At 71.2% G+C, this 14,091-nt stretch carries 14 protein-coding genes and 1 tRNA gene; 6 read left to right on the plus strand and 9 right to left on the minus strand.

Going from position 1 to position 14,091, the window contains the following annotated elements:
- Position 1: 1 nt before the first annotated feature.
- Together VIG76_RS11755 and VIG76_RS11760 are read right to left on the minus strand one after the other, a co-directional pair.
- Positions 2–1,042, minus strand: a complete 1,041-nt coding sequence (locus VIG76_RS11755; protein WP_331954362.1) for an Fpg/Nei family DNA glycosylase — start codon at positions 1,040–1,042, stop codon at positions 2–4.
- Entirely contained in the window at positions 1,035–1,541 is a 507-nt protein-coding gene (locus VIG76_RS11760) for a ribose-5-phosphate isomerase (RefSeq protein WP_331954336.1), read from the minus strand. Before VIG76_RS11760 ends, VIG76_RS11755 begins: the two co-directional genes overlap by 8 nt.
- A gap of 319 nt (positions 1,542–1,860) precedes the next feature.
- Between VIG76_RS11760 and pepN the strand changes: the two genes are divergently transcribed.
- The 3 genes from pepN to VIG76_RS11775 are packed head-to-tail and all read left to right on the plus strand — an operon-like array spanning position 1,861 to position 5,990.
- Positions 1,861–4,404, plus strand: a complete 2,544-nt coding sequence (pepN, locus tag VIG76_RS11765; protein ID WP_331954338.1) for an aminopeptidase N — start codon at positions 1,861–1,863, stop codon at positions 4,402–4,404.
- On the plus strand, positions 4,397–5,593 hold the full coding sequence (locus VIG76_RS11770) for a mechanosensitive ion channel family protein (RefSeq protein WP_331954340.1): 1,197 nt from the start codon (positions 4,397–4,399) through the stop codon (positions 5,591–5,593). The genes pepN and VIG76_RS11770 overlap by 8 nt, the downstream gene beginning before the upstream one ends.
- The gene (locus VIG76_RS11775; protein WP_331954342.1) at positions 5,583–5,990 is read left to right on the plus strand and encodes a globin; all 408 of its coding nucleotides are present in this window, start codon (positions 5,583–5,585) and stop codon (positions 5,988–5,990) included. The genes VIG76_RS11770 and VIG76_RS11775 overlap by 11 nt, the downstream gene beginning before the upstream one ends.
- A gap of 7 nt (positions 5,991–5,997) precedes the next feature.
- Here the strand turns inward: VIG76_RS11775 and VIG76_RS11780 are convergent, their stop codons facing one another.
- Positions 5,998–6,231, minus strand: a complete 234-nt coding sequence (locus VIG76_RS11780) for a hypothetical protein (RefSeq protein WP_331954344.1) — start codon at positions 6,229–6,231, stop codon at positions 5,998–6,000.
- A 208-nt stretch (positions 6,232–6,439) separates the two neighbouring features.
- Positions 6,440–7,117 (minus strand): DUF8185 domain-containing protein, encoded by a 678-nt coding sequence (locus VIG76_RS11785; protein ID WP_331954346.1) that lies wholly within the window; start codon positions 7,115–7,117, stop codon positions 6,440–6,442.
- 69 nt (positions 7,118–7,186) lie between these two features.
- Between VIG76_RS11785 and VIG76_RS11790 the strand changes: the two genes are divergently transcribed.
- A complete protein-coding gene (locus tag VIG76_RS11790; RefSeq protein ID WP_331954348.1) occupies positions 7,187–8,062 on the plus strand; it encodes an acyl-CoA thioesterase in 876 nt (291 codons plus the stop codon).
- Positions 8,063–8,196: 134 nt separating this feature from the next.
- On the opposite strand, the gene VIG76_RS11795 is transcribed toward VIG76_RS11790, so the two are convergent.
- The 4 genes from VIG76_RS11795 to msrA all read right to left on the minus strand — a co-directional run bounded on the left by VIG76_RS11795 (position 8,197) and on the right by msrA (position 11,662).
- Entirely contained in the window at positions 8,197–8,673 is a 477-nt protein-coding gene (locus VIG76_RS11795) for an acyl-CoA thioesterase (protein ID WP_331954350.1), read from the minus strand.
- 3 nt (positions 8,674–8,676) lie between these two features.
- Entirely contained in the window at positions 8,677–10,359 is a 1,683-nt protein-coding gene (ettA, locus tag VIG76_RS11800; protein ID WP_331954352.1) for an energy-dependent translational throttle protein EttA, read from the minus strand.
- Positions 10,360–10,401: 42 nt separating this feature from the next.
- The gene (locus VIG76_RS11805; protein ID WP_331954354.1) at positions 10,402–10,950 is read right to left on the minus strand and encodes a single-stranded DNA-binding protein; all 549 of its coding nucleotides are present in this window, start codon (positions 10,948–10,950) and stop codon (positions 10,402–10,404) included.
- A gap of 184 nt (positions 10,951–11,134) precedes the next feature.
- Complete coding sequence (gene msrA, locus VIG76_RS11810) at positions 11,135–11,662, minus strand: peptide-methionine (S)-S-oxide reductase MsrA (protein ID WP_331954356.1); 528 nt, start codon at positions 11,660–11,662, stop codon at positions 11,135–11,137.
- A 137-nt stretch (positions 11,663–11,799) separates the two neighbouring features.
- Here msrA and VIG76_RS11815 point away from each other — a divergent pair, with 137 nt between their 5' ends.
- Together VIG76_RS11815 and VIG76_RS11820 are read left to right on the plus strand one after the other, a co-directional pair.
- Positions 11,800–12,990, plus strand: a complete 1,191-nt coding sequence (locus VIG76_RS11815; protein WP_331954358.1) for a hypothetical protein — start codon at positions 11,800–11,802, stop codon at positions 12,988–12,990.
- Positions 12,991–13,004: 14 nt separating this feature from the next.
- Positions 13,005–13,077, plus strand: a tRNA-Arg gene (locus VIG76_RS11820).
- 23 nt (positions 13,078–13,100) lie between these two features.
- Here VIG76_RS11820 and VIG76_RS11825 read toward each other — a convergent pair.
- Positions 13,101–14,091, minus strand: a 991-nt coding sequence (locus VIG76_RS11825; RefSeq protein ID WP_331954360.1) for a tyrosine-type recombinase/integrase, incomplete at its 5' end; no start/stop codon positions are given.

Genomic DNA, 14,091 nt, shown 5'->3' on the forward strand with positions numbered 1-14,091 from the left:
GTCAGCGCTCCGCGGGCTTCGGCTTCGGCAGCGTCTGCCAGCCCGGCGCCCAGTAGAGGTTGCGGCCGCCCATCTCCTCCATGACGACCTGGCCGCGGCCTCGAGGGCTGCGCTCGCCGGTGCGCTTGTAGACGTAGTGCCGCTCCTCGCGGCTGGCCATCGCCCGCCGGTACGCCTCCTCGGTGTCGAGGTCGTCGCGGGTCATCATCTGGCCCGTCCGTACGCCGATCTCGAGCAGGTGCGCCCAGTCGCGCCAGAGCTTGCGCAGGGTCTGCGGGGAGAGGTCCTTGCCGGGGGTGTGCGGATTGAGGCGGGCGCGGAACAGCAGCTCGGCCCGGTACACGTTGCCGATCCCGGCGACGACGCTCTGATCCATCAGCTGCAGGCCGATCGGGGTCGCCGACTTGCGCACCGCGGCCACGAACCGGTCCTCCGCCGCCTTGCCGGAGTCGTGCATCGGGTCGGGCCCGAGCTTCGTGATGAGCTTCGCGACCTGCTGCGGGTCGAACACCTCGCACGCGGTGGGCCCGCGGAGGTCCGCGACGGCGCGCTCGGTGAGCAGCCGCAGCCGCACCTGCCCGATCGGCTCGGGCGGGAAGTCGACGAGCTCGACGTCCTCGCCCTTCTCCGACTCCGCCATCCGCAGCCGCGTGCGCCGCGGCGCGCCCATCGAGTTGAGGCTCGACTCGGGCAGCGCGTCGGGCACGAACGCGTCGTCGCCGGCCACCTGATCGACGAAGGTGCCGCGCTGGTTCGTCTGCCCCATCCGCCCGTTGGCCGAGGCGAGGGTTGCGTCGGCCTCGATCTCGCCGGCGAAGTCCCACGCGCCGTAGAGACCGAGGTGCACGTGCAGGATGCGGTCCCCTTCGAACTCGAGCAGCAGGTGCTTGCCGATCGCACTGGCGCCGATCATCCGCCGGCCGTCGAGCTCCGCGGCCCCGGCGGCGAAGCGGCCCTGCGGGCTCGAGGCCGCGACCCGGTCACCGACGAAGTTGCGGCGGAACTGCATCGCGATGCGATGGATGGAGTGCCCCTCAGGCACGCGCGTGCCCCGGGTCATCTATGGGATGCCCGGCGATGTCGCCGGTGTTCTCGTACTCCGCCAGCTGCGCGATCCGGCGCGCGTGCCGTTCCTCCTTCGAGAAGGGCTCGGCGAGGAACAGGTCGATGAGGTGCATCGCCTCCTCGAGCGTGTGCTGGCGGGCGCCGATCGCGCAGACGTTCGCGTCGTTGTGCTGCCGGGCGAGCAGGGCGGTCGACTCGTTCCAGATCAGGGCCGCGCGTATGCCACGCACCTTGTTCGCGGCGATCTGCTCGCCGTTGCCGGAGCCGCCGAAGACGACGCCGAGCGTCTCGACGCCCTTCGCCTGGTCGTCGACGACGCCGAGCGCCGCGTTGATGCAGAAGGACGGGTAGTCGTCGAGCGGCTCGTACGAGGTGGGGCCGTGGTCGACGACCTCGTGCCCGGCCGCCTCGAGGTGCTCCTGCAGGTGCCGGCTGAAGTCGAGGCCGGCGTGGTCGGTCCCGATATGGACGCGCATGTCGCGAGTCTAGGACGGCGTCTCGCGTGCGTCCGGGCCGCGTCGACGCCTCCCTCCGCCTTCGGACGCGGCCGGCTGATCGCGCCGTTCCGGAGTTCTTGGCCGACACGCCGCGTCCGGCGCGCCAGGCGCGGCGTGTCGTCCGGTTTCTCCGGATCCGCGCGATGGATGAGCCGGATCGGTGGGAGGGATGAATCCGCTCGGCAGAGCCTCGACACCGACCGATGGGGCCAGCGGGCGTCAGTAGGGTTGTCGGCCGTACCGATCAGGTCGAGGCCCCATCCGGCCTCCCCGGTCCCGCGAACACGAGGAGCGTCACATGCCCGGAGAGAACCTCACCCGCGTCGAGGCGCAGGAGCGCGCCGGACTCGTCCAGCCGTCCGCCTACGACGTCGAGCTCGACCTCACGCGCGGCGCCGAGGTCTTCGGCTCGACCACGACCGTGCGCTTCACCGGCACCCCCGGCGCCTCCACCTTCATCGACGCGATCACCAAGACCGTGCACTCGGTGACCCTGAACGGCACCGCCCTCGACCCGGCCGAGGTCAGCGACGGCATCCGCATCAAGCTGCCCGACCTGCAGGCCGAGAACGAGCTCACGATCGTCGCCGACGCGATGTACACGAACACCGGCGAGGGCCTGCACCGCTTCGTCGACCCGGTCGACGACGAGGTCTACCTCTACTCGCAGTTCGAGGTGCCGGACTCCCGCCGCATGTTCGCGGTCTTCGAGCAGCCCGACCTCAAGGCCACGTTCCGGTTCACGATCACGGCGCCCGCCCGCTGGGAGGTCGTCTCCAACCAGCCGACGCCCGAGCCCGAGGTCGACGGCGACGTCGCCACCTGGCGCTTCGAGCCCACCCCGCGGCTCTCCTCCTACATCACGGCCCTGATCGCCGGCCCGTACCGCGTGGTGCGTGACGAGCTGACGAGCTCGGACGGGCGCACCATCCCGCTCGGCGCCTTCGCCCGCGCCTCGCTGTTCGACCACCTCGACGCGGACTACGTCTTCGACATCACGAAGAAGGGCTTCGAGTTCTTCGAGCGGATCTTCGGGGTGCCGTACCCGTTCGACAAGTACGACCAGCTCTTCGTGCCGGAGTACAACGCGGGCGCGATGGAGAACGCGGGCGCCGTCACGTTCGTGGAGGCCTACGTCTTCCGCTCGAAGGTGTCGGATGCGGTGAAGGAGCGCCGGGTCGTCACGATCCTGCACGAGCTCGCCCACATGTGGTTCGGCGACCTCGTGACCATGAAGTGGTGGAACGACCTCTGGCTGAACGAGTCGTTCGCCGAGTACATCTCCACCCTCGCGACCGCCGAGGCCACCGAGTGGACCGAGGCCTGGACGACCTTCAACATCATGGAGAAGAGCTGGGGCTACACGCAGGACCAGCTGCCCTCGACGCATCCGATCGTCGCGGACATCCCCGACCTCGAGGCCGTGCAGGTGAACTTCGACGGGATCACGTACGCGAAGGGCGCCAGCGTGCTGAAGCAGCTCGACGCCTGGGTCGGCCGCGAGCCCTTCCTCGCCGGCGTCGGCAACTACTTCCGCAAGCACGCCTTCGGCAACACCGAGCTGCGCGACCTGCTCGTCGAGCTCGAGGCCACGAGCGGCCGCGACCTCACCTCGTGGAGCGCCTCCTGGCTCGAGACCGCGGGCGTGAACACGCTGACGCCCGAGATCGACATCGACGAGAACGGCTGGATCACGGGCTTCACGATCCGGCAGACCGCGAGCGAGGCCCAGCCCACCATCCGCCCGCACCGCCTCGCTGTCGGCTTCTACGAGCTGCAGGGTGAGCGGCTCGTTCGCACGGAGCGCTTCGAGCTCGACGTCGCCGGCGAGAGCACGGATGTGGCCGAGGCCGTCGGCAAGCGCCGCCCGGCGCTCGTGCTGCTGAACGACGACGACCTCGCCTACGCCAAGATCCGCCTCGACGAGGAGAGCCTCGAGACCGCGATCGCGCACCTCGCGACGATCGAGTCGCCGCTGGCCCGCTCGCTGGTCTGGGGCTCGGTGTGGGACGCGACCCGCGACGCCGAGGCGCGCCCGCGCGACTTCGTGCGGCTCGTGCTGAACAACGTCGGCAGCGAGACCGAGTCGACCACGCTGCGCACGGTGCTGCAGCAGGCCGCGGTCGCCGCGTCGAGCTACGTGGCGCCGGAGATCCGCGAGGAGACCCTCGTCGCGCTCGGCGACGGCGTGCTCGCCCTGCTGCGGCAGGCCGAGCCCGGATCGGATGCGCAGTTCCAGTTCGCGAAGAACCTCGCCGCGCTGGCCCGCACCGACGAGCAGCTGCAGGCGGTGCACGGCCTCCTCTCCGGCAGCGAGACCCTCGACGGCCTCTCGGTCGACACCGACCTGCGCTGGGAGCTGCTCATCGCGCTCGTCGCGGGCGGCAAGGCCGGCGAGGCGGAGATCACCGCGACCCTCGCCGCCGACGACACGGCCACCGGCCGCGAGTCCGCCGCGCACGCCCGCGCCACCATCCCGACGGCGGAGGGCAAGCGCGCCGCCTGGGCGTCCGTGGTCGACTCCGCGGCGCTGCCGAACGCGACGGTGCGGGCCACCTGCCTCGGGTTCCGCCGCGCTGCCGACCTCTCGCTGCTCGAGCCCTACGTCGAGGAGTACTTCGGCGTGATCGAGCAGCTGTGGGCCGACCGCAGCTACGCGATCGCCGAGGCGCTGGCCCGCGGGCTGTTCCCGGCGCCGCTCGCCGACCGGCGGCTCGTCTCCGCGGCGCAGCAGTGGCTCGAGGCGCATCCGGAGCCCACGGCGCTGCGCCGGGTGGTCGTCGAGAACATGGCCGGGGTGCAGCGTGCGCTCGCGGCGCAGGCGCGGGATGCGCGTGACTGACGGGCTCTCCGCCGTGCTGCAGTCCGCGACGACCCAGGCGGTGAAGTCGGACTGGGAGGCCTTCTGGGCCTCGACCTGGGGCGACGTGCTCTGGCACGTCATCCAGATCGTGCTCATCGTCATCGTCGCGCTGCTGGTGCGCCTCATCGCGCACCGCATCGTCGGCGTCTTCGTCGAGCGGGTCGTGTCCGGGGTCAAGCGCCGGCAGCGCGCACAGGACACCCAGGCCCTGCTCGCTTCTCCGGTCGCGGCGGCACGGCTCGTGGCGCGCACGCGCACGCTCGGCTCGGTGCTGAACAACCTCGTGTCCGCGGTGGTCGTGATCGTGGCGATCCTCTACATCGTCACGGTCATCAACGCGCAGATCACCGCAGCGTTCTCCCTGATCACCGCCGCGTTGGGCGCCGGCCTCGGCTTCGGCGCGCAGAACATCGTGAAGGACGTGCTCACCGGCCTCTTCATGGTCGCCGACGACCAGCTCGGTGTCGGGGACATCGTGAACACCGACCTGGCGAGCGGCGTCGTGGAGGCCGTCGGCATCCGCGTCACGCAGATCCGCGACGCGAACGGCGTGCTCTGGTACGTGCGCAACGGCGAGCTCACCCGCGTCGGCAACCTGTCGCAGGGCTGGTCGCGCGCGATCGTCGACGTGACCGTGCCGAAGGATGTCGACGTCGACGCGGTCCAGGAGCGGATGCTCGCCACGGCGACGCAGGTGCTCTCGGATCCGCAGTGGGCGCCGTACATCGCCGAGAAGCCGGAGCTGTGGGGCATCGAGTCCGTCACCCCCGACGGCGTCGTGCTGCGGCTCGTGGTCCGTACGCGCGTGAACACCCGCGACGACGTCGCGTGGTCGCTGCGCGTGCACCTGCACGAGGCACTCGTGGCCGGCGGCGTGCAGGCGGCGTCGATCAGCAGCGCACCGCTCGACCGGTTCGAGCTCGCCGGCGCCCTGCGCGGCGTCCGGCCGCCGAGCACCGGGCCCGTCTCGCGCCGGACCCCACGCACGCGCCCTCCCCGTGCCGCGGATCCCGCAGCCCAGCAGGCGGCCGCCCTGCAGTCCGCGCCACCGCAGCCGACCGCGCCGACCGTGCGGCCGCGATCCGGCGCGCGGGGTGCATCCGGCGCGCACGGCGCCTCGGGGACCAGCGGTCCGGCCGCCCCGTCGGACGGCTCCGATGGCCGCTGAGGACGCCGTCGCCACGACCGACGGCTCCTTCTGGGCCGCGGTGGGTGGCCGGCCGACGTTCGAGAAGCTCGTCCGCACCTTCTACGCGGGCGTCGCGAGCGACCCGGAACTGGTCGCGATCTACCCCGAGCAGAACCTCGAGGGTGCGATCCAGCGGCTCACCGGCTTCCTGGAGCAGTACTGGGGCGGACCCGGCACGTACAGCGAGCAGCGCGGGCACCCGCGGCTGCGGATGCGGCACATGCCGTTCAAGGTGAATCCCGCGCAACGCGACCGGTGGCTCACGCACATGCGCGCCGCTGTGGACGCGATCGAGCTGCCGCCGCTCTACGAGGCGGAGCTGTGGGCCTACCTCGAGCGAGCGGCCTTCGCCATGGTGAACACCTTCGAGGACTGACCGCGCGTCAGTGCGCGAGCATCGCGCGCAGCACGAGCAGGCCGCCGGCGAGCGCGCCGACCGTGGCGAGCACGACGCCGAGCAGCACGGCGAGTCCCGCCAGCCGCATCACGAAGCGGCCGACGCCGAGCCCCGCGACCACGAGGAGCGCGATCGCGAGCAGCCGGGACGCCGAACCGGCCGCGATCGGTGCGACGGGCAGCACGGAGGCCGCCGCCCGCACGGTCTGCTGCTCGGTCACCTCGGCAGGCTACGAGCGCCCCACCCGTCCCTCCAGCCCCAGTGGGAGGGTCCCATGCCACACGCGGACGCGCGGCTCGCTTCTCGCTTCTCGCTGCGGCCGGCCATCCACCACGTGAGTTGCCACTTCTGGCCCTTCACGAGACGCTTCGAGGGCCAGAAGTGGCAACCCACCTCGTGGGCGACGCCTGGATGAGGGCTCGCGACGGTCAGCTGCCCTGGAGCGACCAGGCGCGGCGCTTCACGAGGATGTGCCCGCGCTCGGTGCTGAGGCGCGTCCAGGGGCCGGAGTCGTAGATGGGGATCTGCTCGAGCGGGTCCATCAGGAACCCCAGGCTGTGCGCCGCGAAGGCAGCGCCGCCCGGCACGTGCTCGGCGCCCTCGATCGGCCTGCTCCAGACGTCCGCCCGCACGCGCCGCACGATCGGCTCCCCCGCATCCGCCGGCAGCGCCTCCGCGACCTCGACGATCCCGGCCTTCGCCACCTCGGTGAGCACGTCGGCCTGCGTCTGGCCGACGGGCAGCCATCCGCTGCGGGGAGGGGCGACGCCCGCCCACGTGACGGTGTTCACCTCGGCGGGGATGCCGACGCGCACGAGGTCCGAGGTCGCGTCATCCCCGGCCCGGTTCATCCGCTCGACGAGCGAGGCGATGGGGACGACGACGTCGAGCTCCTGCGACGGGTCGATGCCGACGGTGCGCAGCCCGAGCACGGTCGGGGTGTCGTCGAGCAGCCCGGACGGGTAGAGCACGGCGGTGTAGACGGCGAGCACGCCCGCTCCGCCGACGAGCCGGACGGATGCCCGCTCGACGGCGTCCGCGCGGCCGAGGTACGTCTGCAGGTCGGCGAGCGCCGCGGTGTCAGGCAGGTCGAGGGTGCGGTCCATGAGCGCCAATAAACTTACCCCGCACCATCCCCGCGGCCACGGTGCCGCACCTGACGCGAGGAGCAGCAGATGGACCCGCTCGCCGGGATGCTCGCGGCGCTCGACCTGGTCGACACCGGAGCCCGCACGTCCGAGGACATCTTCACCGGGACGCCCCAGTGGAGCCCCGCCGGCCGCCTCTTCGGCGGCCAGGTGCTCGCCCAGTCCGTGGTCGCGGCGGCGCGCACCGCGCCCGAGGGCCGGCACATCCACTCGATGCACGGCTACTTCCTGCGCCCGGGCGACGTGGAGGCCCCGATCACGCTGGCCGTGGACCGGATCCACGACGGCCGCTCGTTCTCGACCCGCCGCACCCAGGCATACCAGCACGGGGTGCCGATCCTGTCGATGATCGCCTCGTTCCAGACCGAGGACTCGGGGCTCGAGCACCAGGCCGCGATGCCCGCCGATCTGCCCCAGCCGGAGGACCTGCCCGACGAGCGGACCGCCCTCGCCGCCGTCGACCATCCGATGGCGCAGTACTGGGCCAGCAGCCGGCCGTTCGACATGCGGCACGTCGAGTCGCCCGTCTTCCTCTCGGCGGATGGGGAGCACGTCGCGCACCAGGCCGTCTGGCTCAAGGCGATCGGCGACCTGCCCGACGACCCGGCGCTGCACCGCGCGGCGCTCGCCTACGCGAGCGACTACACGATCCTCGAGCCCACCTTCCGGCGGCACGGCATCGCCTGGGCGACCCCCGGGCTGAAGGCCGCGAGCCTCGACCACGCCATGTGGTGGCACCGGCCCGTGCGGGTGGACGAGTGGCTCGTCTACGTGCAGGAGTCGCCCAGCGCGAGCGGCGGTCGCGGCCTGTCCCTCGGCCGGATCTTCACCCGGGACGGCGAGCTCGTGGCATCCGTGGCGCAGGAGGGCATGGTCCGCATCCCCGGGGCTTCCTCAGCCTGATCTACATCGCGCCGTTCCGGAGTTCATGCGCGACACGCCGGGCTTCGCGCCCCAACCGCGGCGTGTCGTCCGATTTCTCCGGATCCGCGCGAATGAGGAGGGGCGCGACAGCCGCTCTGCTGAGGGCGGAGGGGTCAGCGGCGCGTGAAGCCCACCGGCTCCTCGACGTACGGCGCCCAGGCCGCCTTCTCGGCGGCGGTGATGCGCCGGGGCTTCGAGTCGCTGGCGTTCGCGAGCACGAGGGTCGTCGCCGCCCGCGTGTACAGCAGCCGCGGCTCGACGCCCATGGGCGTGTAGATCTCGTAGTTCAGCTCGAGGCTCGCCCCGCCGATCCGGCTGATCCACACCTCGGCATCGAGCGGCGCCCGCTGGAACGGGATCGGCTGGAGGTACTCGACCTCCTGCCGCGCGATCAGCGCGAGGGTATCCGCGCCCGGACGCCCGTCGAGCACGCGGGGACCGACGTGGTCGGTCGAGTCCGCGTCCTCACCGGTGACCCAGAACGCCTCGATGCGCACCTCCTCGAGGAGGTGCAGCATCGCGGCGTTGTTGACATGCGCGTACGCGTCGATGTCGCTCCAGCGGAGCGGGACCGCCACGTGCAGGCGCATGGGTCAGACGCGGGTGAGCTTGCGGTACACCCCGCGGCCGACGCCGACCGACTCGGGTCCGAGCCGCTCCGCCTTGTTCTCCTCGTAGGCCTGGAAGTTGCCCTCGAACCAGTACCAGTTGCCCGGCTGCTCCGCGGTGCCCTCGTAGCTGAGGATGTGCGTCGCGATGCGGTCGAGGAACCACCGATCGTGGGTGATCACGACGGCGCAGCCCGGGAACTCGAGCAGCGCGTTCTCGAGGCTCGACAGCGTCTCCACGTCGAGGTCGTTGGTGGGCTCGTCGAGCAGTAGGAGGTTGCCGCCCTGCTTCAGCGTGAGGGCGAGGTTCAGCCGGTTCCGCTCGCCGCCGGAGAGCACGCCGGCCGGCTTCTGCTGGTCCGGGCCCTTGAAGCCGAAGGTCGAGACGTAGGCGCGCGACGGCACCTCGGTCTTGCCGACCTGGATGTAGTCGAGCCCGTCGGACACGACCTCCCAGAGCGTCTTCTTCGGGTCGATGCCGCCGCGCGACTGGTCGACGTAGGAGATGTCGACCGTGCTGCCGATCGTGAGGTCGCCGGCGTCGAGCGGCTCGAGGCCGACGATCGTCTTGAAGAGCGTGGTCTTGCCGACGCCGTTCGGGCCGATCACGCCGACGATGCCGTTCCGCGGCAGGGTGAACGAGAGCCCGTCGATGAGCACCCGCCCGTCGAAGCCCTTCTGCAGCTTCTTCGCGTCGATGACCTGGGAGCCGAGGCGCGGACCCACCGGGATCTGGATCTCCTCGAAGTCGAGCTTCCGCGTGCGCTCGGCCTCCGTGACCATCTCCTCGTAGCGGGCGAGGCGCGCCTTCGACTTCGCCTGGCGGCCCTTCGCGTTGGAGCGCACCCACTCGAGCTCGTCGGAGAGGCGCTTGGCGAGCTTCTGGTCCTTCTTGCCCTGGACCTGGAGGCGCTCCTGCTTCTTCTCGAGGTAGGTCGAGTAGTTGCCCTCGTAGGGGTAGAGGCGGCCGCGGTCGACCTCCGCGATCCACTGGGCGACGTGGTCGAGGAAGTACCGGTCGTGGGTGACGGCGAGCACGGCGCCGGGGTACTTCGACAGGTGCTGCTCGAGCCAGAGCACGCTCTCGGCGTCGAGGTGGTTCGTGGGCTCGTCGAGCAGCAGGAGGTCCGGCTGCTGCAGGAGCAGCTTGCAGAGCGCGACGCGGCGCTTCTCTCCGCCGGAGAGGAACTCGACCTTGGCGTCGCCGGGCGGGGTGCGCAGGGCGTCCATCGCCTGCTCGAGCTGCGAGTCGAGGTCCCAGCCGTTGGCGGCGTCGATCTCGTCCTGCAGCTTCGCCATCTCGGCACCGAGCGCGTCGTAGTCCGCGTCCGGGTCGGCGTACTCCTCGCCGATCTGGTTGAACCGCTCGATCTTCGCGCGCAGCTCGGCGACGCCGTCCTGCACGTTCTCGAGCACCGTCTTCGACTCGTCGAGCTCGGGCTCCTGCATCAGGATGCCGACGGTGTAGCCGGGCGTGAGCTTGGCCTCCCCGTTCGACGGGGTGTCGAGGCCCGCCATGATCTTGAGGATCGTGGATTTGCCCGCGCCGTTCGGTCCGACGACGCCGATCTTCGCGCCGGGGAAGAACGACATCGTCACGTCGTCGAGGATCAGCTTGTCGCCGTGCGCCTTGCGGGCACGGACCATCTGGTAGATGTACTCCGCCATACCGCCCAGTCTAATTCGGGCGCCCCTGTCGGCCGGTCGGGCTCAGAACGGGGCGTCCACCCACGACGGGTCCTCGACTCGCTCCGAGGGCTCGGTCGACGGGGCCCCGATCGCGGAGACGCCCCACTCGCCGCTGTGGTCGACGGGCGGCGCGGCGGGAGCGGCCGGCCGCGGCTGCTGGACGGGCGCCTGGGTCGGCGTGCTCCCCGTGTCGATCCCGGCCGGCGCCTGCTGGCCCCGCTGCATCCGCTCGAAGCGGCTCACGCCGAACGTGAGGTCGTGGCCGAGGGACACCGCGCGGATCTCGATCGACCGGTTCTTGTGGCCGTCGGCGCCGTCCCACTCGCTGACCGAGAGGTCGCCGGCGACGATGACGCGCTGGCCCTTCCGCAACGATGCGAGCGCGTTCTTCCCGAGCTCGCCCCAGGCGTTGACCCGGTACCAGCTCGTCTGGCCGTCCGACCAGTTGCCCTGCGCGTCCCGGCGGCGGTCGGTCGACGCGACCCGGAACTGCACCACCGCTCCGCGGCTCGTGCTGCGTTCCTCGGGGTCGGTCCCGAGGGCCCCGACGACGGTGATCCGATCGGCCATCTGCTGCTCCCTCATCTCGCACGCGGCACCCTGCCGCGACCGGATCCGCGCTCCGCATCCGTGCCGTGAACCGGAGCGCGGATCCACGAGGAGGGTGCACGTTCCAGGGCCGGAACGGGCGCGCGGCCCGTCTCCCTGGGGAGAACGGGCCGCGCGGACGGGCTGTGGAGGAGCGGATTCGGCGTCAGGCCGCCTTGACGTACCGGGCGTAGGACTTCCGCACCTTGTTCACCTTGGGCAGCGCCACGGCGAGGCAGTAGCCCTGGTTCGGGTTCTTCGCGAAGAAGTCCTGGTGGTACTCCTCGGCCCGGTAGTACTCGCCGAGCGGCGCCAGCTCGGTGACGATCCGGCCGTCCCAGATGTCGGCGGCGCGCTCGATCGCGGACTGGAACAGCGCCTTCTGCTCCTCGTCCTTGTAGAACATCGCCGACCGGTACTGGGTGCCGACGTCGTTGCCCTGGCGGTTCAGCTGCCGCGGGTCGTGGAGCGTGAAGAACACGTCGAGGATGACCTCGCGCGGGATCACGTCGGGGTCGAAGGTGACCTCGACCGCCTCCGCGTGCCCGGTCATCCCGGTGCAGACGGCCTCGTAGCTCGGGTTCTTGAGGCGGCCGCCGGTGTAGCCGGAGACGACGTCGACGACGCCGTCGAGGGACCGGTAGACCGCGTCGAGGCACCAGAAGCAGCCGCCGGCGAGCACGAACGTTTCCATGGATGGATCTCCTGTCGTCGGGCGCCGCACCGGCGCCCACGTGCGTCAACCCTGCCCGGAAGGCCCTTGTTCCCCGGCATCGGCAGCCCTCGACCGGCGTTCATCGGCGTGTCATGGGCGCTCGGTACCCTGGCCCCATGTGGGACGCGTTCGTCGCCTGGTTCCAGTCGGCTGCAGGGCAGCGTGTGCTGTACAGCGCCGTCATCCCCGCGGTCGCGATCATCGTCGCGGGCCTGATCGCGGCCCTGATCGCGAGAGGGGCGGTGCGCGCGCTGCTCACCCGGGCGGATCGCGACGCGGTCGCCGGATCCGTTGCGGCACTCGTCGAGGCGGCTCGCGTCCGAGCGGGCGGGTCCACCGATCGTGTCGAGGACGAGCGGATCGACCGGCTCCGCACCGAGGCCGACATCCGTCTGCGGCTCGCTCGACCCAAGGGCTCGGCGCTCGCGGCGGACTGGGCATCGCTACGGCTCGACGCGATCGAGCGGTCGGGTTCCTCGCCGGTCCGGCAGGGCACGGCGGAGGCGGACGAGGTGCGCGAGCGGCTGCTCGCCTGGGTCGCCCGTCCGGGCCGAGCGAAGCGCCTGTTCGCGGAGGACATCGAACGGCTCGGCGCGGAGCGGGACGCCCGCCGCACGAAGGCGGGGATCACCCGATCCGCTCCCCCGGAGGCCGCTCCTCGGAAGGTCGCGGCACCTGCTCCTGCCGCCGCTCCCGCGGCCCCGGCCGGTGCTCCCGACGGGCAGGGGGCGGACGACGCGACCGGCAGCGCCGCCGTCGCTGCCCGGCTGAAGACGCACAGGGACCGCATCGAGAACCAGCCCGAGCCGGTCTCCGCGCGCGAGCAGAACCGCCGCGACGAGCCGGCCCGGGAGCAGCCCGTAGCCCAGGCCGAAGCCGCTCCCCCGGCGGCCGACCCGCCGCCGAGCACCGAACCGGTGCTCGTGCAGCGCACGCGGCTCGACTCACTGGATCGGTCGGGTGAGGACGCGCGCCTCGAGCACTCACGGCATGCCCGAGCCGAGGCCGCCGCGGCTGCAGCTGCGGCCGCCCCTGCCGAGCAGGACGCCCCCGCTCCCGCTCCCGCTGCCGCGCCATCGCCGGAGCCGGCGTCGGCTGAGGCACCCGCCGCCGTGGCGGTCCCGGCGACCGTCGACGAGCAGCCGGCGCCGTCGCAGAAGCAGCCGGTGCCGGCTTGGCTGGACACCTACGACGACGAGGCCGACGTGACGCGGGACATCGACCTCTCGAAGACGCCCCCGCCGATGTCGGCTTCCGCCGTGCGCGACCGCACGAGGACCGGGGACGACATCGTCCCTCGTCACTAAACTCGGCCCCTCATGCCCCGATAGCTCAATGGATAGAGCAACGGCCTTCTAATCCGTAGGTTGCAGGTTCGAGTCCTGCTCGGGGCGCAAGAAGCCTGATCAGGGGCAAGTTACGGATTCGGGCCCGAGGGCAACTCCGTATTTACTCCGAACATTCGCTCGAGATGTTCCGCCGCCGCCGAGCTGCCGACGTTGCGGCTCATGTACACGTCCTGGGTCAGAGAGGGCTTCGCATGGCCCAGATATTCCGCGATCCCACGAGCGCTCATGCCGGCGACATCAAGTCCGGTGGCGGCGGTCTTCCGGAGCGCATGGGTGGTCACTTCCTCGAAGCCCAGGCGGCCACGGTTCTGTCGCCAGATGTTCTCGACGTTCACCGGATCGCGGACCCGCATCCTCACCGACGGGAAGACCACGTCTGCGTTCCGCTGCCTGGACTCAAGTATTCGGAGCGCGCGAGGCGGCACGGAGATGGTTCTCGTGGACGCCGCGGTCTTGCCGTGACGCTGGTTCATCACGCCACCACCCGGCACCCGCACTGCCGTGCCGTTGAGCGTGACCTTGCCCGTGACGAAGTCGACGTCCGACCACAGCAACCCGAGGGCCTCCCCCACTCGGCACCCGGTGAGCACCATGAACGCCAGGATCTGACCGACGTCCAACTGCGTGAGGACCGGGTCCGACAGCACCGTTTCGATGAACCCCGGTACTGCGTCAAGCGCCAAGGCGCTCGAAGCGTGGGACTGGCGGTGACGGATTCGAGCGACCTGACTGACCGGATTCGATCGGAGCGCGTCCACGCGGACCGCCATGCCTAACATGCCCGAGAGGACGGATCGGCATGTCTTCGCCTGGCCGTGCCCGTGCTCCTTCGCGACGGCGGTGAAGAACTGCTGCAGCCGGCCGGGCGTCGCCTCGTCGAGCCGCAGGTCTCCGATCCGCGGGACGATGATCGACTTCAACACCTGCTCGTAGGTCGCGACCGATCCAGCTGCAAGGCCGGAGTCACGCTTCTCCGCGACAAAGCGCTCGGCCAGAGCGACCAGTCGAGTGGACCCTCTCAGCTCGCCGCTGGACGGCGTGGCCATGTCGACCAGGGCC

Source organism: Amnibacterium sp., assembly GCF_036559085.1.
GTDB lineage: Bacteria > Actinomycetota > Actinomycetes > Actinomycetales > Microbacteriaceae > Amnibacterium.